Genomic DNA, 19,766 nt, shown 5'->3' with positions numbered 1-19,766 from the left:
GATTTAAAGCGACAAATTGTGACGGTTAAACGACAATCGACAAAATTTGTTTAAATAAGCAGATTGTATTTTTAACATTCCTTACTTCAGATTTCTACTCTAAGCAAATTTTAACCAGCAACATAACTTTACTAGACGACTGGTCTAATAGTTGTTTATGATGTGTGCATGAAACGATTAAATAAAAGTGAAACCACGCGACAACACATTTTAGATACGAGCTTTGAGCTGGTACTACGTAAAGGTTTTGTCGGTGTTGGTTTGCAAGAAATCTTAAAGGCTTGTGACGTACCCAAAGGTTCGTTCTATCACTACTTTGCTTCGAAAGAGGCATTTGGCTGTGCATTGCTCGAGCAATATATGGCTGATTATAAAGTTCGTATGGAACAACTTTGGCAGCACAGTGAGCAAAGTGCCCATGCTCGTTTAATGGCCTTATGGCAGGCATGGATTGATGATCCTGTAAACGGTAGTTGGGCTGAAAACTGTTTGATTGTGAAGTTGGCGGCAGAGGTTTCTGACTTGTCAGAAGACATGCGTCAAATTCTCAATGATGGCGTGCACAAACTAACGCAACGTTTGGCTTTGCTACTCAAAGAAGGGCAACAAGAAGGATCAATTCCAAAACATATTGAGCCTTTAAAAACTGCGCAAGTCATGTATCAGTTATGGTTAGGTGCTGCTTTACTCACAAAATTGTCGCAAGACAAAGCACATCTACATCTAGCTTTAGAAACGACCCAACAACTCATAAAACCGATAGAGGAATAAAGCATGCGAAGTATTATCCATGGTAATTTTGGCGAACCTGTAGACGTTTTAGAGCAGGCGGATATGCCAAAGCCAGAACCAAAAGCAGGCGAAGTGCGTATTAAAACCATCATGTCTCCAATTCATAATCATGATGTATGGACAGTACGTGGAAGCTATGGCTACAAGCCAACCTTACCTGCGATTGGTGGTAGTGAAGCGGTTGGTGTTGTAGATGCGTTGGGCGATGGGGTCACTCATCTACAAGTAGGGCAACGTATCGCAGTTGCGGCTGTGCATGGCAGTTGGGCTGAATACTTTATTGCGCCTGCTCATGGGATTATTCCACTCAATAATGAAATTGATGATGAAACTGCAGCACAACTGATTGGTATGCCAATTAGTGCTCTCATGCTACTCGACTTTGTTAACGTTCAACCGGGTCAATGGCTCATTCAAAACACGGCAAATGGTGCAGTCGGTAAAACAGTTGCCATGATTGCGCAGGCTCGTGGTTTACCTGTCATTAATCTGGTCCGTCGTACTGATGCAATTGCTGAAATGCAAGCATTAGGTATTCAGCATGTTGTTGCGACTGATCAGCCTAACTGGAAAGAGCAAGTTAAACAGATTCACGGCGACCAGCCTCTTATTGCTGGTGTGGACTCGATTGGAGGAACCGCAAGTGGCGAAATGCTGAATTTACTCAGTGAAAATAGCTTGCTCGTTTCGTTCGGTAGTATGACTGGCGAAACCATGCAGATTTCATCGGGTGATTTGATTTTTAAACAAGCGACAGTAAAAGGTTTCTGGGCGAGTGTAGTTAACAAAGAAATGCCTGCCGAACGCAAAAAAGAACTCATTGTTGAGTTATTAACGTTAGCAACTCAGAAAAAATTAATCCTTCCTGTAGAAGGTGTATTTAGTTTTGATGAGATTAAAACTGCCGCTCAAAGAGCAACGCAAGGTGCTCGTCAAGGCAAAGTGTTGTTAAAACCGTAACACATTAAAAGATCAGTCGAGAGACTGATCTTTTTTCATATCTTTAAAATAAAAAGGAAAATCGTATGATTGGACAAATTTTAATTGCACTTATCGCAATATTACATGTCTATATTTTAGTGTTAGAGATGTTTTTGTGGGACAAACCCTATGGCATGAAAGCCTTTGGAAATAATGCCGAAAAAGCAAAACTCACCAAAGTGATGGCGCAAAACCAAGGTCTTTATAATGGCTTTTTAGCGGCGGGTTTATTCTGGTCTTTATTGGCTGATGCACCGTTTGCAACATCAATTGCTAATTTCTTTTTAGGCTGTGTATTCATTGCCGGTATCTATGGTGGTCTAACTGCCAGCAAAAAGATTATTTATATTCAGGCAGTTCCAGCTTTGATTGCATTGGTCGCTGTTAATTTTCTTTAAAAAGCGCAAAATACAGCGTTTTGAAATGGAAATGACCAGATAGGATCAGCGCATGTGGGCGTTATTTTTAAAATGTATGTTGGGGGCTGGGGTTGTCCTCATTATTTCGATTCTATCGAAAAGTAAGGCATTTTATATTGCAGGCTTAGTCCCGCTTTTTCCTACATTTGCTTTGATTGCTCACGTGATTGTTTTTCAGCAAAAAGGGGCGGAGGCGTTACAAAAAACAGCTCTGTTTGGTCTATGGTCACTTATTCCCTATGCCATTTATTTAATTGCTGTTTATGTGCTGGCAACGCGTATGTCGATGTGGTCTTGTCTAGGAGTAGCAACTCTATGTTGGGTCGTGGCTGCGGCAGGTTTGATTTACGGCTGGCAGTTATTTCAGCATTAAAAGATTAAGGAAAACTCCTTAATCTTTTAAATCGAACCATTTTTATAGTTACTCAACAACACGAGTTCTGAGCATGCCTTCAACTAAATTGATCATTTTTTTGCGGGAAAGAATTCGAGGCAATTGAGACGTCAAATAGTTGCTACATCCCACCACAACCGTTGATTTATTCTTATCTAATGCTTTAAATGTTGCAGACACAACATCCTCAACTGTAGAGCTTTTCATACCACTCGTATCGGCATTTGCGACCTGAGTAAAATTGGTTTCGGTATTGCCCGGACAAACCGCCAGAAATTTAACTCCTGAAGAGCCGTATTCTCCTGCAAGAGCCTCAGTAAATTGCAATACATAAGATTTAGTTGCCCCATACACAGCAATATAAGGCAGAGGTTGAAACGCACCTGTAGATGAAATATTAATCATGATGCCTTTTTTGTTCGCAAGCATGTGGGGCAAAAATAAATAACATAAAGACGTTACACTGCTGATATTTAGCGTAATCATTTCTTGATAAATAGATACAGATTGATCTAGAAATTTAGTCCATTTACCAAATCCTGCGTTGTTAATTAAAATCTCTACCGTTAATTTTCTAGCTTGTACTTCATCTAATAAGCTTTGAGCTGAATTGGGTAGAGCTAAATCCAAAACGATCACCTCAACATTCACGTTATATTTTTTTCTAAGTTCATCGGCTAAATCATTCAGCTTCTGTTCGGAGCGTGCCGTTAAAATGAGATGAATTCCTAAAGACGCAAGTTCTTGAGCATAGGCTTTGCCTATTCCTGAAGATGCGCCTGTAATTAATGCTGTTGAATTTTTAAATGTAGAAAGGTGAGTGCTCATTTTATTGGTCCGTAATAAAAGAAGCTATTACCATAAACCTTGTCCCTAAGGGCAGAGTCAAGCACTCATTTTGAAAGTTATTTTCAGATTTTAATAAACTGTTTTAAGCAGAAATCTTATTGGTAATATAAGTTTGAATAATCTCATCTTCTAGTTGTTTTAAATCTTTTTGCAAACGGCTTAAAGCTTCTTTTTGCTCAATAATTTGTTGGTTCTTTTTTTGAATAAGCTGCTGTGCAGTTTCTACAGGAAAACGATTATTTTTATATTTTAAAGCTGACAGGTCATAAAGCTCGGAAAGGCTAAATCCAACAGCTTGTGCAAGGCGAATCATCTTAACCGATTGAACATCAATCTCTTCATAAATACGATAATTGCCTTTTCTTTTTGCGACTGGTAGTAAGCCTAATTTCTCATAATGCCGAATGGCCTTAGGAGTGGCTCCAGTCAAAGCCGCTAATTCGCCGATATACATATCTGTCTCGCATTTTATTGAAAATCGATCAGGTTATTAAGTGCACTGACCGATTTTTTTGAAGTTTTAAATATGATCTAAACCTAACCACTGTCTTTGGTGATAGGCACTATCCCAAAATAACCATTCAAGTTTTGCACCCATCGTATAGGCTGCATGCATTTTCTCTAAAGTATCTGCATCACAACGTGCGGCAACTTTATCTACCGTCGCAATCACATTACGAACGGCGGTATGGAACTCTTCACCAGCGTAGGTATCAATCCATGCTTGGTAAGGGTTACTTGGAATTGATTTATTTACAATATCTTTGCCAACTTCGGCATAAATCCAGAAGCAAGGTAACAGCGCAGCAAGTACAACAGGGTAGCTCTCAGACCAAGCAGTTGCTGTTAAAAATGAAGTGTAGTGGTGGCCTGCCAAAGTTAAAGGTGTATTTTTAAACTCTTCTTTAGTGACACCAAAGTTTTTCATAAAGTCATCATGCAAACTACGCTCCACCACAATCGCAATTTTAGCTGCATCTGAAAATTGCATAATATCGTCAGCCTCAAAGGCCTTTGCTGCTGCAACAGCAAGCACACGACCATAGGCCACTAAATATTGAGCATCTTGAATAACATAATGACAAAAAGCTTCTTTATCTAAAGTACCGTTAGCAAGTTCCTGATTAAAAGGCAGGTCGAGAATTTTTTGATATAAATTTAAATTACGTTGCCAGAGTTCTTGAGAAAAAAGCATAAAATCATTCCATTTAAAATTAGACAGCTAAACTGGATTTTAAATCAATTTTAAAATACAAAAATAAGAATGATAGATATATCGAAAGAAAATATTTAATCCGATTAATAAGTTAATTGAATATTGTAAATTTCTTTATTAAACAGAGAGATAAAGTAAAGGGAATAACGGCACAAAACAACATCGTTTTGTGGTTAATTATCGATATAATAGCGGCGGTTTTAAGAAAGATTAAATTTAGTTCTTGGTATAGGTCTGATCCATGAAGCATTTCCGATTTTCGATATTTTTTACGGTGGTGTGTTTAGCACTGTCCGCGTATTGGGGTTTTACCCACGGACCTGAAGCAGGCGTGTCTACCATGCTTAAAGCTTTAACAATTACAGCCATTTTAGCTGTAATGGAGGTCTCTTTATCTTTTGACAATGCTGTCGTAAATGCATCGGTTCTACGTAACTGGGATCCGTTCTGGAAAATGCTCTTTTTAACGGTTGGTATTTTAATCGCCGTTTTTGGTATGCGTTTAATTTTCCCAGTAGCGATTGTTGCCGTGACTGCGGATATGGGAATGATTGAAGTGGCTAAATTGGCACTCAATGATCCGAAAACTTACTCTGAACGTTTAATGGCACATCACGCTGAAATTTCGGCTTTTGGTGGAACATTCCTATTACTGGTGTTCTTAAACTTCTTCTTTGATGAAGAAAAAGAAACCCATTGGTTCAGATGGCTTGAAGCTAAACTTTCTAGTTTAGCAAGCGTACCAGCAATGTCTGTCTTTATTGCTCTAATTGCGATGTTAATTATGGCAGCAAATGTTGATGAGTCGCAGCGTCTTGTGGTGACTATGGCTGGTATTTGGGGCATTGTGGTTTATATTGGCGTTGAAGTATTAAGTCATATGTTAGGTGGTGAGCCTGAAATTGACGAAGATGGTAATGCGATTATGAAAGATGGATCGGGCGCGGCTTCTGGCGTAGTTAAAGCGGGTATAGGTGGTTTCTTATATCTTGAAGTCTTAGATGCATCATTCAGTTTTGATGGCGTGATTGGTGCTTTTGCAATTACTAGCGACGTTGTTGTGATTATGCTGGGTCTTGCAATCGGTGCTATTTTTGTCCGTTCAATGACAGTTTACCTTGTAGAAAAAGGCACGCTAGACGCTTATGTGTTCTTAGAACATGGTGCGCATTATGCGATCGGTGCCTTGGCATTCATTATGATTGCAAGTGGTACTGGCGTACATGTACCTGAAGTTGTTACTGGTTTAATTGGTGTAGCGTTTATTGTTTGGGCGGTTATTGCTTCAATTCAATATTCAAAGCGCGAGCAACAATCGCCTTAAGCTAATTTTCAGTAAAGTTCGATAGAATGAAGAGGCTAAATGCCTCTTTATTTTTTTAAGCCCAAATCGTTATTTTAAATAAGGTGTTCCGTATTTTTAGAAACGAATCGGCTTATAATTTACCTAGTTTGATAACGTGTATTGATATGATGAATGCTTTGGAACGTCGCTCAACTTTTGCCTTAAGTAGTATTTTTGCACTACGCATGTTGGGCTTGTTCATGATTATTCCTGTCTTTTCTGTAGTTGGGCAGTCATATCAATATGCGACTCCAGCACTCATTGGTTTGGCTGTAGGTGTCTACGGCTTAAGTCAGGCAATTTTGCAAATTCCATTTAGCTTACTGGCAGACCGTTTTAGCCGTAAACCGCTTGTAGTATTTGGTCTATTACTGTTTGCGATTGGTGGTGCAATTGCTGGTTTATCTGACACCATTTATGGCGTAATTATTGGCCGTGCTATCGCTGGTGCTGGTGCAGTTTCAGCAGTCGTGATGGCGCTTTTAGCCGATGTGACGCGTGAAGAGCAGCGTACTAAAGCCATGGCTGCCATGGGCATGAGTATTGGTCTGTCTTTTGTAGTGGCGTTTAGCCTTGGGCCTTGGCTCACAAGCCTTGTCGGTATTTCTGGCTTATTCTTTGTGACAACCATTATGGGCTTAATTGCGATTGCGATGTTATTGCTTGTGCCTAAAGTCACTCGCCATCATCGTAATTATCAGCAAGGCTACATGGCACAGCTTAAGCAAGTCATTCAAATGGGTGATTTAAACCGATTACACGTTTCGGTTTTTGCACTGCATTTATTGCTGACGGCCATGTTTATTTATGTACCTTCACAACTCATCGAGTTTGCGCATATTCCTTTGGCGAGCCATGGTCTAGTGTATTTACCACTGTTAGTCATTAGCCTGTTCTTTGCATTTCCAAGCATCATCATTGCTGAAAAATATCGCAAAATGCGCGGGATTTTCTTAACAGCAATTACAGGCATTATTGCAGGTTTGCTGCTGCTCATATTTGGTTATCAATCCAAATATGTATTACTTGCAGGTCTAGGTATTTTCTTTATTGCATTTAATGTGATGGAGGCTTTATTGCCTTCTTGGCTGTCGAAGTCTGCTCCAATTCAGTCAAAAGCGACGGCTATGGGTGTAAATGCCAGTAGTCAGTTTTTAGGTGCTTTTTTTGGTGGCACACTAGGTGGTCAATTATTGATGTTACATAATACTGCGATTGGATGGAGTGTCTTAGCAGGGATTGCTATAATATGGTTGCTAATTAGTTTTGGTTTAGCTCAGCCGCGGTATTTGTCATCAATTGTGTTGCCATTGCCGCAAGTGCAACAGGTGAATGAGTGGACCACACAGCTATTAGCAATTCGTGGTATCGAAGAAGTTGTGGTGATGCCTGACCAGCAAGTTGCTTATATTAAAGTCGATAAACAGTCTCTAGATGATGCTGCGCGACGTGATTTAACGCAGTTGTTCGGTAAAGAGGTAGCCATTTAAGCATAACTCTTATAAAGTAAAACATAGAAATGTATAGGATGAAGACAGCTAATGCGTGGTGTAAATAAGGTTATTTTGGTTGGTACTTTGGGTCGTGATCCTGAAACAAAAACTTTTCCAAATGGGGGCTCGTTGACCCAATTTTCAATCGCGACAAGTGAAGCTTGGACTGATAAAAATACCGGTGAACGTAAAGAACAAACAGAATGGCACCGTATTGTTTTGCATAACCGTTTAGGGGAAATTGCTCAGCAGTTCTTGCGTAAAGGTTCTAAGGTTTATATTGAAGGTTCACTACGTACGCGTCAGTGGACAGACCAAAATGGCCAAGAGCGTTACACGACAGAAATTCGTGGCGACCAGATGCAAATGTTAGATGCTCGTCAACAAGGTGAACAAGGTTTCGCTGGCGGTAATGATTTTAATCAACCACGTTTTAACGCACCTCAACAAGGTGGTAATGGTTATCAAAATAATAACAACCAAGGTGGCGGCTATGGCCAAAACAGCGGTGGTTATGGTAACCAAGGTGGTTTCGGTAATGGTGGAAGTAACCCTCAAGCGGGTGGTTTCGCGCCTAAAGCTCCGCAACAACCGGCTTCTGCACCAGCTGATTTAGACGACGATTTACCGTTCTAGTACACCCTAGAGACTATGTTTTGTAAAGTTTATTAAATTATTCTTTATTAGTAGTTAGTTACAAATAAAATTTACAGATACTAGAAATGGTTCTGTAAATTTTTTTACTTATATCTTATGATATTTAATACTTAGATATTTTGTTAAATTTAACTATGATGTCTGTTAAAAGATTTGTAATGAGTAGTGGTGAAAGATTTGCTGTTCTTTTGAATAGTGATGGTGTTCCTATGACTTATCCAAATTTATATACGATCATTCATTTAAGAAATCGTGGTCAATCAATCAATACTATTACAGCTATTCTGGAAGATATTAAGTTGCTGTTTCAGTTGTTGGATAAGTTAGGAATTGACTTGGAACAAAGGATAAAAAGTAAAGATTTTTTAAAACTAAACGAAATAGAAGCTATAGTAAATTTAACCAGTTTCAATCGTAGTCGATTAGGTGGGGCAGATTCAAAAAAAAAGATCATAAGTTTTCCAAAAAGTAATAATAAAGAGCGATCTAGAGCAAAATTGGTTGTTACTCAGGACTATGTATCTAAACAATTAATATATCGGCGGTTAACTAATTTTGCTGAATATATTGGATGGTTTGAGACTCATCTTCATTCATCAGCAATAACAAGTACAAAACGTTTGTTAAAATCTCGTAGACCTCGTAAGTCCATGGATATTCAGTCTGAATACAAATCTTTTGATAGTGATCAATTAAATAAAATTTTCAAGGCGGTTGATCCTGATAATCAGAATCGTATCTGGACATCAGATTATCTTACTTATAGAAATGAGCTAATTATCTATTTGTTTTTATATCTTGGATGTCGTAAAGGTGAATTATTAAATTTAAAGCTTACAGATATAACCCCTTCTCAAGGTGGTACATCGTATCTTACTATTAAGCGTAATCCTCATGATGTAAGTGATTCTAGGCTATATCAACCTTTGGTTAAAACTAGAAGTCGATCAATTGCAGTCAATCAAAATCTGAAGAAAAAATTAGAAACTTATATTTTAAATTATAGGTCAACAGTACCTAATGCAGAGCTAACAGACTTTTTGATTTTATCAAATAAAGGCCAGCCTTTATCAATCAATGCCTTAGATAAAATCTTTTCTGAAATTTCTAAAGTTGTTCTATTCAATGTACATGCTCATGCATTTAGACATACTTGGAATGATAAATTTTCTGAGAAGTCACACATCCTAGTGGAAACAGGAAAAATAACAGAATCACAAGTTGAAAATGATCGTGCATATCTGATGGGATGGATACCTAACTCACAAAGTGCAAGAAGATATTCAAGACGTGCAGAGAATAAGCGTGCTGTAGAGATTTTTTTAAGTATCCAAGAAAAATTTGAGGATGAAAATGAATAAATCAATTCAAATCGATAGTTTCGATGAATTACAAAATACCTTTACCTCATTTAAAGGTTATAAAGTTGATATTTATGATGATATATGGGTGTTAGATATTAATCAGCAAGTAAATATGTCGAATCTCTCGAAATTTTCGGAGGAAGTTAGGTCTGATGTTTTAAATACCTTTATACACTTTGCTAAATATAGCTCAAGCACACATGCTACAGAAATGATCCGCTATGCACTTAAGTATCCCGATCTGACAGGAGAGTCAGAAATTACTTTAAAAGGAATTTTAGAATATAAAAACTATTATAATGATAAGAAATACGAATATAAGTTAGCAAAATTTAGAGTTTTTTTAAAAAAACTCTATGATTTGGGTTATTCCTCAGTAGATGGTGAAATTTACGATTTAATAGACTCATGGAGATTAAGTGGCAATGACAAAGGAGTAGCAGTCCTTTCCCTTGATCCAGATGAAGGCCCATTTAGCTCATTTGAATTTCAAGCAATTATTACTAGAACCAACGAATATTTAGCAGAAAATAAGATCTCCTATTATGAGGCTGCTTTAATTCGTATTTTTTGTGCGACTGGTAGAAGACCCATCCAGATTGCAGGATTAAAGGTGAAAGATCTATACGTTTCAGATAAATATAATTTTAATGATACAAATGAAGTTCATATCCTTAACATTCCGAGAGCTAAAGTTAGGGGTGCTAGTGGATTCAGATTTGCTTTTAGTGAAGTGGGAATTCGTGAAAGTATTGCGAAAATTCTATTTGAGCATATTCAAATTTTAAAGAAGAAATTAACTAAACAGATAAAGCGAGCGTTATCTGAACAAGAGTTTGCAGAGTTACCACTATTCTATGATTTTGAGAAATTAGCTAATCTGGATTGGGGCAATCAGAATGAAATTTCAGAAATTTTATCAAAGGAAATTGTTCATTTACCTACTGTTGAATTAACTCAAATATTGAGAGATGCTGTGGTGAAGCTTGGAGTCCGTTCTAGAGAAACTGGTAAACCAATACATATAACTGCATATCGGTTTCGCTACACGCTTGGTACAAATGCTGCTAGGCAAAAAGCAGGCGTGAATGTTATTGCAAAGCTGTTAGATCATCATGACACCCAGAATGCGCATTGCTATGTGCAAAGTATTCCTGAAATTGCACAGCAAATATCATCTATCATGGATGAAAGTTTACGCAAATATGCAGATGCTTTTCAGGGAAAAGTTGTAAAGGATGAGATTGAGGCTCAATCACAAGTTAAAGATGCGAATAGAATTTCTTATGTAGAACAGGATTGTGATGTCGGCTCATGTGGTACACATCAATACTGTAACGATTATGCACCAATCGCATGTTATCTGTGTAGTAAGTTTATGCCTTGGGCAAATGCACCTCACCATCTAGTTCTAGAGCAATTAATAAAAGAACGAGATGATCTAATTGCGATGGGGTGTAGCCTTGAAGTCGCTGCCGTGAATGATCGAACAATTATTGCCGTTCAGCAAGTTATTGATGCCTGTGAGGAGTTTAATCATGGATAATTTAATATATTTTCCATCTGACAAAATCCAATCTCCTTACTCCGAAATTAAGCGGTTTATTGATTTTGTTAAACAATTATCAGAATTAAATGAAGATATTAGATTTGATGAGAATTATTGGAAAGGCGAAGTAAACTTTGTCAAAACAGGTATTTCATCCAAAGATAGATCACCTGAAAATCTTTTGCATCATTCAATTCTAGAATTTGCCAAGGCGTATGTTAAGTATCAAAGGACTAATAGTAAGTTAAAAACTCAAGATACAATTCTTTCAATTCGAGCAATAGAACAAATATGTTTAGACCGATATGGTGAAGTTGATTTAACTAAATTGGTTATTGCAGATTTTGACTTAGCTGCTGAAAATGCAAAGGTAAACTATAAAGCGGGTACTGCTTATCATGTTGGTAGGCAACTAAAGATTCTATTGGATTTTCTTCGCCAATTAAAAATAGTTGCTTTACCAGATTGGAAAAGTCCAATTAAAAAGCCTTCTGAAAAATCAATTGTGTTAGATGCAGAGTCAGAGGAACATCGAGCTTCTAAACTTCCAGATGAGGATGCGATTTTTGCATTAGCTGATATTTTCTCACGAAAGGATTCAGAGTTGTCAGATAGAGATATTTTTGTCACCAGTGCTGTGAGTTTGCTTCTAGCTGCGCCAGAACGAGCATCAGAGCTATTTTTCCTAAAGCATAATTGTATCCACGAGGAAGAAGTCCAAACGCTTTCTAAGAGCAGTTTAGGGCTTACAGCAGATGGTTCTAATATTGAGACAGTATTAGGTATTAGGTGGTATGCTCAGAAAAATTATGGGCATGACATTAAATACATTCCAAGTGTCATGATCCCAACGGTAAAACGGGCTATTGAACGTTTGATTAAGATGTCAGAAAAGTCTAGACATTTAGCATATTTGCTTGAGACAAGTGATAAATTTCCAAGACATGAGCTTTGTCCTAAAGTGCCTGATGATCAGTTCTTAAAGCGTTCTGAGGTACTATTAGCGATGGGGTTGGATATATCTTCTTATGAAAACTCGAATAACGCGAGTAATGCTGGTATAACCTTTTTAAAAACTAGAGGTATTCCTATTAGTGATTACGAAGTCTGCCTGAATGATTTAAATATTATTCTGCGAAATAGACTACCTAAAGGTTTTCCTTATATACCTTTTAAAACAGGTAATGGTATTCAGGTTAAATGGTCAGAAGCCTTATTTTGTTGTTTCGCAAACCAATTCCATAGTGATAAAGCGACTATTTTCTCAGAATTATGGATACCACATATTGATACTTTAAATGAAGATTTATCACCAACCAAAAAGAAATTAAGAGGAAAAGATGAGTTATCAAATGTCCAATCTATTTTTCAACGGTGGGGATATGGTGACTATAGTATGTCTACCCATCAGTTTCGACATTTATTGAATACGATAGCAAATACCAATGGAATGGATAGCATGTTACTCGCTAAATGGTCAGGGCGGGCTGATATGAAGCAAAATCGAGTATATGACCATACTTCGGTTGAAGATCGTAATTTTGGCTTAATTGAGATGCAGAAAAATGAGGTTGGTACAGTAAATACAGATAGTGCATTTACATTTCAGATCGCTACACCTCGTACTCTACAAGAGCTAAATACCAAAACAACATTGTCCATGCACACTACCGAGTTTGGTCTCTGTACACATTCCTATATTGATGAACCCTGCCTAAAGTATAGAAATTGTCTTAATTGTACGGAACATGTCTGTATTAAGGGGGATGAAGAAAAGAAAAAACGGCTTCAAGATCGACTTAGAAAAGAAAAAATCTTATGGGCAAAGGATAAGGAAGCTGTTAGTAAAAATGTTACTGGTGCAACGGTCTGGTTGGGAACTAGAGAGCTTACGATTAAACGTTGTGAACAGTTAATTGCCCTACTAGATGATCCAAACATTCTTGATGGAACGCCTTTAAGTTTGCCGCCTTCGGAAGATGTTACACATCTTGATTTAGCGTATCAAAAAGCAGGTCGTAAACGTATCCCCGTTATTGAGAATACTCAACGGAAAAAGATAGAGGATGAACCACATTTGCTCAGTCCTGCATTGCAAATGGATTTATGGATTTGATATGGCACAGCATTTAACCGATAAAGACATCGAGAATATTGTTGAGCTTCTTGATTATTGGCCTTTAAATCAGAAATTGACTTGGGAACTCCTATGTAAAGCTATTGAGCTACAGCTAGAGTTTGTGCCTGCGCCAACTCGTCAAACATTACAGAAATATGTACGTATTAAGAATGCCTATGATCAATGCAAAAAACCAAAATCTACACAGGTTAAGAGTAATACAACACAGAAATTACCTCCTAGTTTAAAAATTGCTCAAACTAGAATTGAGGCTTTGGAAGTCAAGAATGCCAGACTCGAAAAAGAAAACGCTATGTTGTTAGAGCAGTTCGTAGTGTGGCAATACAATGCTCATAAATATGGATTAAGTATTGCTAAATTGAATGAGCCGATGAGTAAGAAAAGTTCGGATTAATTTTAAGTATAAATAAGATAAATTGATCAGTGAATGCTATTTTCTGACCCCACTAAAAATCAAAGTAATTGACTGGACGGCTGCTAAAAACTATCATTCCCTTGCTGACCTAAATTGTCAGTCGGTTTTAGCAGACCGTGGCGTATAGCGTACCAGATTCATACTTATCAAAGTATGGATTATGTGCGAAACCTTCTTGTTCCCCCTTTGCGGTAGAACGGGAGGGGGACGCTTCGTGCGTGCTGGTTCTATATGCCCAGTCTGCTAACCCCCTCTTTGTTCTACCACCATCATTTAGCAGTGATTTGGTAGACTTTTATTTGCATATAGGACTTTACCATGTCTCATTCATTTTTTCTCTTCTGTGCCTCGCCACATGTTCAGCCTCATTATTTCAGACAATGGGGAATACAGAGCTAATTCTTAATTAGCTGTATTAAAAGCAACATTTTTAAATAGAACAATTCATAAGGTGGATGGCTAAGTCACGCCTATAAAAAATACCTATTTTTATGTCCCCCTTGTGATTTTGAGTTATTGCATTAAACATGTGTGGGAATAACTATGACTGAATTAACCAAACCAAAAATCATTCCAATCGAAAACTACCCAAAGAAATCCAAGCTATTTTTAAAGTGTGTAGTCTTACCAATAGTGATCTTTTTAATTGTTGCCAAGATTTTTTCTTTTGGCGCTTTCGCATATATCTTCTTTGGTTTTGATCTATTCTGGTTTGTGATCATCTACTACCTCTATCAATATGGAAATACTTTCTTTGATGGGATGACCGAACAACTGAAACGTCAGGGTGAAACCTTTAATTATCAAAATCGTGGAGTCTGGATTAACAGTCAGGATAAAACCATTATCCTGTTTGATCAGCCTGATCAACGTTTAGTTAAATATCCTTTTGATTACATTACCTCTGTAGGTCATTACAACTTGGTTGAAGATCGCTTCAGAACCACTACTACTGTGATCAGTAACCCGATGATGGGAACACATGTTAATCAGCGTGAATATCGAACACCGATGAAGCGTGAGTTCCAAGTCAATATTGGAACAAGAGATCAATTTAAACCTAACTATAGCCTTAAGGTACTATTTCCGTGGCGTAGTCCAAAAGTGGCAAGTGAAATCCGCCAGTTACTATCGGCTGATCATTATCAATAACAACAATATATAGGATAAGAATCAGATGAAAAAATTAATGTTCAGTATTGCAATGACTACTAGTATGGTCGTAACCAGTTCAACGGTATGTGCTGAAACCAAAAAAGTAACCCTATCAACAGGGTTAAACTATGTTTTGTCTCAAGTAGCAACAAAGGGAGATAACAATAAAAGTAACCATAATATGGGGATGCTTTACTACCTAGGTAAAAATGGCGTACCCATAGATCATAAAAAAGCTGCTGAATGGTTCTCCAAGTCAGCCGCCAATGGTTATGCTCCATCCCAGTACGCATTATCAGTCATGTATCTTAATGGGGATGTTGTGCCACAGGATGCAGAAAAAGGTATAGCCTTATTGCAAAGTGCTGCACGGCAGGGACAACCAGAAGCAATCAAGTTATACAATACATTGCAGGCTAAAGCACAGCAGCTCAATACCACTCAAACGTCATCAGTACAAACAGCCACAACTGCTATTAAATACTATGATACATCCACGCTTGAACCTAAAAGCTTTAAGCAAGTGGTACTTCCTAATCTGAGTGCAGATACCATTGCCCAAAGTTTTTACAAGGTGACATCATCCAGAGAAAGAAAAAAAGATGATTACTGGGGAAGTGGCAAATACTACTATGTTAATAAGCCTAGCGACTTGGACGATCTCACAGACGCTGTGATCAGTATCGCCCCTATTTTTACTTACCAGAATATGCAGGGGGAAGCCCGTTATTTAGTCCCTGTGGAAGTGACTTTAGCAATCGAAGGCAGGATAGAAATTTCACATGTTACACGAGGTACTTTGGAATTATATCTCTTTAAAAAATTGGACAATGGACAATTCCAAATGATTTCAAAAACAGCCCAAGGGGGAATTGAAAGTATTGAGGGATATGGTCGAACCTCATGGAACGCCCAAGAATTTAAAAAGAACTTACAAGCTTTTGGAAACAATACACTAGGAAGCTATACCATTGATGGTTATTACGGAAATGGTTATGGGGAAAGCGTATGGTCACTTCTTCTGTTAAATGAGGGCGGTTATATTGTTGAACAAATGTTCCAAGAAGGGAAAGTTTCAGAACAACCAGAGTATGGCTATTCTTCCGCAATCCAAGTCAACAAAAATGGACAACCATTTTATCCATTCCAGATTCATTATCAGGGAACGGATATGAACGACAACAATCGGATGGTTAAAGTAAATAAAATTGTACTATATCAGTATGATAGTAAGAGTAAGTTGTATTCGAAGCTGAAATAATACTCTTAAATTAGAATAGCTAAATTGATATCTATCCTTCTTTTTTAAGTATTAGGAATTGGAGGATAGTGTATCTTTTTACCCATCTATTTTATTCGATTGACGTAATCTGTCGCATAACTTTCACTTGAAAAGAATTATAGATATGTCAGTATTTAAAAAAACATATATTTATGGATAATTTAGAGGTTGAGGTAACTCAGCTTACGAAGCTAAGAAATAATTAAGAAGGGGAATTTATGCCACAATTAGAAGGCGGTTTAAGACAAGATCATCTAGACTCTCTTGAGATCGAAAAATTTATTTTTCATATAGTTAATCCTGACGCTTCAACTGAGGAAGATCAAGTAATTTATATGGATGAGGTTGAACTACAACCAAATCAAAGAACCTTTTTCCTTGAACGTTTAAAAGAAATTGCTGAGGGAACGCAGTATATTTTCCGTCAAGATATACCTAACATTAAAGAATCATGTGAAAGTCTAGAGTCTGACTTTGATACCTTTTCAAGAACAATTGCAGCTAATTTTTCACTTCAGCATTCAGGAAGAATGTCGGGTGGGCTTTTTGTTGTATGTGTTGTAAAATATCTAGCAAGCGCAAATAATTATAAGAAATTAATTTTTCTAGTAAAAATGGATAATCAACCCTCTATTACTTATGAATATAAGGAAGTAGAAGGTAAAAAAATAGCTACAGTAACAGATATAAAAAATGCACTAAATGAAAGTAAAAAAGCAGTACAAAAAAGTGCTTTAATAGATATAGGTAATGTTTTCTTATGGGATGTTTTAGCTTTTGATCGTATATATAAACCTACACTTGCTGGCTTCTTCAGGAAATTTTTAGGAGTAAAAGAGCGCAATACTAATACTCAGCTAACTCAAATTGCGTTCCAAACTGTAAAAGAATGGGCACGAACAATTCCACTAGATGAATTACCTGACGGTGAAGATGCTGCAACTTATACACAAAGAGCTTTAAACTTTTTATGTGATAATGATATTTTTGATACTGAACTATTCATTAATACTATTGTTAGAGATGAAGAAAATCCCGATAGAAAACTTAGTTTTTCTCAGTCTCTTAAAGAAAAACTAAATGAAAAAGGAGTAGCTGGTCAATCTTTTACTCCTCAGCCCAATTCAATAAAACCTAAAGATAGAAAGCATACTTACATCACAGCTGAGGGTATAACTATTACTTTCGAAGGAAGTCACGAAGCGGTAGGGTTTGTAATTCAAAAAACCCAGCAAGGCTCTAAAATTATCATTGAAACAGATGAAGTAAGTCTGAAACCTTGAAATGAAAAATTTAGAAAATTTATTTAAAGAACTAGATAATTTACAAAAAGTCTCCTTAAATCTCAAGGAGACAGATGCACGCCTAACAATAAAGGGAAACAATTTAGATCAAGTTACAGTAAATATTTTTAGAAATATATTTATTTTATTCAAAGAATTAGCTCAAAATAACTTTATTAGTGATCTAATTATTAGAGCTGGTGAGGAAAATATAAATTTTGACGATAAATATTTAAATACAGAGCAATACCTAACTTTTTCATGGCGATTAATTCTTGCTAAGAAAAACCTTGCTGACCTTCTTAAAGCAAGAAATGATGAAAAGACTATTCTATTTTATGATAAACATTCCATGATGGAATGGATCTCATTAATAGACCCTTGCTCACCTAGTGAAGATTTTTCAAATGCAATCACTATAAGAGTTAGAGGAGAAATGGCACGCTTTGGGAACTCGTTACTTTGGATTCTACCAATTGGAGAGATCAATGCTACTACTAATAGTTCATTAGATGATTTACCTGATGATGAAAGAGTGCAAGCTTTAATTCACGTGATGACTGTAAATAAGACCATCAGGATATCGCCTAGAACATTTACTCTGACTTGGGGGAATTTAAATCATGAGCTAGCTAAACCTTTTATTAAATTAGGTATTTTAATTTTAAGCTCATGCCTAGTACAAGAACTTAAATGTGAAAATGATAGTTACAAAGTCACACTGCGTGGTGTCAAACGACAAGAACTATTCTTGTTTGATGACTCAGATACTTTTAGTGTTGATTTATTAAACAATCTAATCAAAGCTGTAATTTGGGTCTATGAGGAACGTTCAGAAACTAGATTAAAGTTAATTATGGATCGACTTTCTATGGATATAGATCCAAGTAATAGTTTAATTAAAGGGATGAATTTATTCTTAGATGAAGCCTTACAACAAGCAAAAGATAGTTATACGTTTGTTATTTTAGAGCGAAAAGACGCCTATCATAAAGAAATGCGTGATTTATTAAAAGATATGAAATCACAAGCTGATATGTATGCAGCTAAAGTCCGTGATTTAGTTTCATCCCTAACACGTGATATATTGGGCATTCTAATATTTGTTGCTCTCTCTTTCATCAGTAAGTTTGATACAAACAATTTAACTAAGTTAATAAATAGTATTGAGTTAGCTACTTTCCTAAAATTCCTATCGGGCTATTTAATATTATCCTGCACTTTGCAATTAATAAGTCACTACAGAGATGCTAACTTATCATATGATGAAAGTAAACAATGGTTAGGAATTCTTCAAAACTATACTTCAAAACATGATAATAAAGAGAAATTTATAGAGCCTATAAATAGAAGAAGAAACACGCTTTTCATAGCTATGTTTCTTTGTGGGCTAATATATATGCTTCTTGCAATTACAATCTGGAATTTACCAACAATAATTCATTATTTAATTGCTCCTTAAATGATAAAACTTATTAACAACTTCGATAATTTTGCTGATGAATAAAATATTACCTAAATATATTTAAATCTTTCTACTTGAGTTGAAAATATATGAATACCAATCTGGTTAAAGATTATCAATAATTTTTAATAAAAATTTTTACCGTCTTAACTTAAAACTACTCTCATATAATTTGCTTTGATTAGTATGAAACTAATAACGAATTATTAGGTGCAATATTTGTTGGAAATCATTTAATTTTTTTGACTGATCGATTATTTTATAATATATCGGGGGGAGTACGGCTATTAGGGGTCATCACTGTAAGCTTGGAAACAATGAAGATTGTGAGAGCTTTGCCTAAGTTGAATATCTAGAAATATAAAGCCATTTAGATTTATCTAGATGGCTTTTTACTATTTATTACAGTTCATTGTTTATTGTATGTTGCTGATATACAAATACTCTTATATATTTCAAATATCTAAATGGTCGGTTAAAACCCTACTATTGCTCACACTGTTGTAAACCATTGGTTCGCTCGACAACACAGAAATGTGCATCAGAACAGAACCATGAGGATGGACTGGCTAGTCTTATCACCGATGAGAAGAGCTATTACCATTTGAATGGATGTAACAGTCCCCTTGCTATCATTACTTGGGGGGTACTTGGCTTTTTCAAGATGGTGGGCGTGGGGCTACGGGCGGTTTGGAGAACCGATATTCTCTATATTGTCAAGTGGTTGTTTCAGTTGGTTTTGATATTTTTGTCAAAAAATTATCAGGAAAATCAGGTGGTTATGTTGATAATTATGGAGTTTTTCGTGTTGATTCTCGATGTTGTTTTATGTTATACTGATAGCAGCATTTCAAGAAAAAAGATGGCAATAAATTGCTCACACTGTTGTAAACCATTGGTTCGCTCGACAACACAGAAATGTGCATCAGAACAGAACCATGAGGATGGACTGGCTAGTCTTATCACC

At 36.5% G+C, this 19,766-nt stretch carries 18 protein-coding genes; 15 read left to right on the top strand and 3 right to left on the bottom strand.

Annotated elements, in window-relative coordinates; genetic code table 11:
- Window positions 1-168 precede the first annotated feature (168 nt).
- The 4 genes from MKL51_RS04365 to MKL51_RS04350 all read left to right on the top strand — a co-directional run bounded on the left by MKL51_RS04365 (window position 169) and on the right by MKL51_RS04350 (window position 2,565).
- Window positions 169-771, top strand: coding sequence for a TetR/AcrR family transcriptional regulator (locus MKL51_RS04365; RefSeq protein ID WP_016143753.1), 603 nt, complete (start codon window positions 169-171; stop codon window positions 769-771).
- Between the two features lie 3 nt (window positions 772-774).
- The gene (locus tag MKL51_RS04360) at window positions 775-1,752 is read left to right on the top strand and encodes a zinc-binding dehydrogenase (RefSeq protein WP_017481796.1); all 978 of its coding nucleotides are present in this window, start codon (window positions 775-777) and stop codon (window positions 1,750-1,752) included.
- Window positions 1,753-1,817: 65 nt separating this feature from the next.
- On the top strand, window positions 1,818-2,171 hold the full coding sequence (locus tag MKL51_RS04355) for a DUF1304 domain-containing protein (protein WP_017481795.1): 354 nt from the start codon (window positions 1,818-1,820) through the stop codon (window positions 2,169-2,171).
- Between the two features lie 52 nt (window positions 2,172-2,223).
- On the top strand, window positions 2,224-2,565 hold the full coding sequence (locus MKL51_RS04350; protein WP_017481794.1) for a GlpM family protein: 342 nt from the start codon (window positions 2,224-2,226) through the stop codon (window positions 2,563-2,565).
- Window positions 2,566-2,613: 48 nt separating this feature from the next.
- Here MKL51_RS04350 and MKL51_RS04345 read toward each other — a convergent pair whose 3' ends face one another.
- The 3 genes from MKL51_RS04345 to tenA all read right to left on the bottom strand — a co-directional run bounded on the left by MKL51_RS04345 (window position 2,614) and on the right by tenA (window position 4,630).
- Window positions 2,614-3,414 carry an SDR family NAD(P)-dependent oxidoreductase gene (locus tag MKL51_RS04345; RefSeq protein ID WP_017481793.1) on the bottom strand — a complete coding sequence of 267 codons (801 nt, stop codon included), beginning with the start codon at window positions 3,412-3,414 and terminating at the stop codon, window positions 2,614-2,616.
- A 103-nt stretch (window positions 3,415-3,517) separates the two neighbouring features.
- A complete protein-coding gene (locus MKL51_RS04340) occupies window positions 3,518-3,889 on the bottom strand; it encodes a MerR family transcriptional regulator (RefSeq protein WP_017481792.1) in 372 nt (123 codons plus the stop codon).
- 66 nt (window positions 3,890-3,955) lie between these two features.
- On the bottom strand, window positions 3,956-4,630 hold the full coding sequence (tenA, locus tag MKL51_RS04335) for a thiaminase II (protein WP_017481791.1): 675 nt from the start codon (window positions 4,628-4,630) through the stop codon (window positions 3,956-3,958).
- Between the two features lie 262 nt (window positions 4,631-4,892).
- Here tenA and MKL51_RS04330 point away from each other — a divergent pair, with 262 nt between their 5' ends.
- From MKL51_RS04330 to MKL51_RS04280, 11 genes are all read left to right on the top strand, one after another.
- Window positions 4,893-5,975: a DUF475 domain-containing protein gene (locus MKL51_RS04330; RefSeq protein WP_005066886.1), complete on the top strand. Its 1,083-nt coding sequence runs from the start codon at window positions 4,893-4,895 to the stop codon at window positions 5,973-5,975.
- 146 nt (window positions 5,976-6,121) lie between these two features.
- Complete coding sequence (locus MKL51_RS04325) at window positions 6,122-7,486, top strand: MFS transporter (protein WP_005078603.1); 1,365 nt, start codon at window positions 6,122-6,124, stop codon at window positions 7,484-7,486.
- 51 nt (window positions 7,487-7,537) lie between these two features.
- Window positions 7,538-8,125: a single-stranded DNA-binding protein gene (gene ssb / locus MKL51_RS04320; RefSeq protein ID WP_005066890.1), complete on the top strand. Its 588-nt coding sequence runs from the start codon at window positions 7,538-7,540 to the stop codon at window positions 8,123-8,125.
- 155 nt (window positions 8,126-8,280) lie between these two features.
- Entirely contained in the window at window positions 8,281-9,507 is a 1,227-nt protein-coding gene (locus MKL51_RS04315) for a site-specific integrase (protein ID WP_008941061.1), read from the top strand.
- Window positions 9,500-11,056, top strand: a complete 1,557-nt coding sequence (locus MKL51_RS04310; protein ID WP_017396153.1) for a site-specific integrase — start codon at window positions 9,500-9,502, stop codon at window positions 11,054-11,056. The genes MKL51_RS04315 and MKL51_RS04310 overlap by 8 nt, the downstream gene beginning before the upstream one ends.
- Window positions 11,049-13,175 carry an integrase gene (locus tag MKL51_RS04305; protein WP_017396152.1) on the top strand — a complete coding sequence of 709 codons (2,127 nt, stop codon included), beginning with the start codon at window positions 11,049-11,051 and terminating at the stop codon, window positions 13,173-13,175. Before MKL51_RS04310 ends, MKL51_RS04305 begins: the two co-directional genes overlap by 8 nt.
- A 1-nt stretch (window position 13,176) precedes the next feature.
- The gene (locus tag MKL51_RS04300) at window positions 13,177-13,593 is read left to right on the top strand and encodes a hypothetical protein (protein ID WP_004705014.1); all 417 of its coding nucleotides are present in this window, start codon (window positions 13,177-13,179) and stop codon (window positions 13,591-13,593) included.
- Window positions 13,594-14,157: 564 nt separating this feature from the next.
- Entirely contained in the window at window positions 14,158-14,766 is a 609-nt protein-coding gene (locus MKL51_RS04295; RefSeq protein ID WP_004705017.1) for a hypothetical protein, read from the top strand.
- A 25-nt stretch (window positions 14,767-14,791) separates the two neighbouring features.
- Window positions 14,792-16,030 carry a tetratricopeptide repeat protein gene (locus tag MKL51_RS04290; RefSeq protein ID WP_004705018.1) on the top strand — a complete coding sequence of 413 codons (1,239 nt, stop codon included), beginning with the start codon at window positions 14,792-14,794 and terminating at the stop codon, window positions 16,028-16,030.
- 239 nt (window positions 16,031-16,269) lie between these two features.
- Window positions 16,270-17,334 (top strand): nucleoid-associated protein, encoded by a 1,065-nt coding sequence (locus MKL51_RS04285; RefSeq protein ID WP_004705021.1) that lies wholly within the window; start codon window positions 16,270-16,272, stop codon window positions 17,332-17,334.
- A gap of 1 nt (window position 17,335) precedes the next feature.
- Window positions 17,336-18,796, top strand: a complete 1,461-nt coding sequence (locus tag MKL51_RS04280; protein WP_004705022.1) for a hypothetical protein — start codon at window positions 17,336-17,338, stop codon at window positions 18,794-18,796.
- Window positions 18,797-19,766 lie beyond the last annotated feature (970 nt).

Origin of the sequence: Acinetobacter sp. AOR18_HL (assembly GCF_027855145.1) — a bacterium.
In the GTDB taxonomy this organism is placed as follows: domain Bacteria; phylum Pseudomonadota; class Gammaproteobacteria; order Pseudomonadales; family Moraxellaceae; genus Acinetobacter; species Acinetobacter pittii.
The sequence above is the reverse complement of the archived record's forward strand: the minus strand, read 5'-3'. Positions and strand labels throughout refer to the sequence as shown.

What these genes read in the sequence shown, in the direction of transcription:
- MKL51_RS04290 (WP_004705018.1), top strand. Translation starts at nt 14,792, where the DNA reads ATGAAAAAATTAATGTTCAGTATTGCAATGACTACTAGTATGGTCGTA.
- MKL51_RS04295 (WP_004705017.1), top strand. Translation starts at nt 14,158, where the DNA reads ATGACTGAATTAACCAAACCAAAAATCATTCCAATCGAAAACTACCCA.
- MKL51_RS04365 (WP_016143753.1), top strand. Translation starts at nt 169, where the DNA reads ATGAAACGATTAAATAAAAGTGAAACCACGCGACAACACATTTTAGAT.
- MKL51_RS04340 (WP_017481792.1), bottom strand. Translation starts at nt 3,889, where the DNA reads ATGTATATCGGCGAATTAGCGGCTTTGACTGGAGCCACTCCTAAGGCC.
- MKL51_RS04350 (WP_017481794.1), top strand. Translation starts at nt 2,224, where the DNA reads ATGTGGGCGTTATTTTTAAAATGTATGTTGGGGGCTGGGGTTGTCCTC.
- MKL51_RS04315 (WP_008941061.1), top strand. Translation starts at nt 8,281, where the DNA reads ATGATGTCTGTTAAAAGATTTGTAATGAGTAGTGGTGAAAGATTTGCT.
- MKL51_RS04345 (WP_017481793.1), bottom strand. Translation starts at nt 3,414, where the DNA reads ATGAGCACTCACCTTTCTACATTTAAAAATTCAACAGCATTAATTACA.
- tenA (WP_017481791.1), bottom strand. Translation starts at nt 4,630, where the DNA reads ATGCTTTTTTCTCAAGAACTCTGGCAACGTAATTTAAATTTATATCAA.
- ssb (WP_005066890.1), top strand. Translation starts at nt 7,538, where the DNA reads ATGCGTGGTGTAAATAAGGTTATTTTGGTTGGTACTTTGGGTCGTGAT.
- MKL51_RS04305 (WP_017396152.1), top strand. Translation starts at nt 11,049, where the DNA reads ATGGATAATTTAATATATTTTCCATCTGACAAAATCCAATCTCCTTAC.
- MKL51_RS04330 (WP_005066886.1), top strand. Translation starts at nt 4,893, where the DNA reads ATGAAGCATTTCCGATTTTCGATATTTTTTACGGTGGTGTGTTTAGCA.
- MKL51_RS04360 (WP_017481796.1), top strand. Translation starts at nt 775, where the DNA reads ATGCGAAGTATTATCCATGGTAATTTTGGCGAACCTGTAGACGTTTTA.
- MKL51_RS04310 (WP_017396153.1), top strand. Translation starts at nt 9,500, where the DNA reads ATGAATAAATCAATTCAAATCGATAGTTTCGATGAATTACAAAATACC.
- MKL51_RS04300 (WP_004705014.1), top strand. Translation starts at nt 13,177, where the DNA reads ATGGCACAGCATTTAACCGATAAAGACATCGAGAATATTGTTGAGCTT.
- MKL51_RS04355 (WP_017481795.1), top strand. Translation starts at nt 1,818, where the DNA reads ATGATTGGACAAATTTTAATTGCACTTATCGCAATATTACATGTCTAT.
- MKL51_RS04280 (WP_004705022.1), top strand. Translation starts at nt 17,336, where the DNA reads ATGAAAAATTTAGAAAATTTATTTAAAGAACTAGATAATTTACAAAAA.
- MKL51_RS04285 (WP_004705021.1), top strand. Translation starts at nt 16,270, where the DNA reads ATGCCACAATTAGAAGGCGGTTTAAGACAAGATCATCTAGACTCTCTT.
- MKL51_RS04325 (WP_005078603.1), top strand. Translation starts at nt 6,122, where the DNA reads ATGATGAATGCTTTGGAACGTCGCTCAACTTTTGCCTTAAGTAGTATT.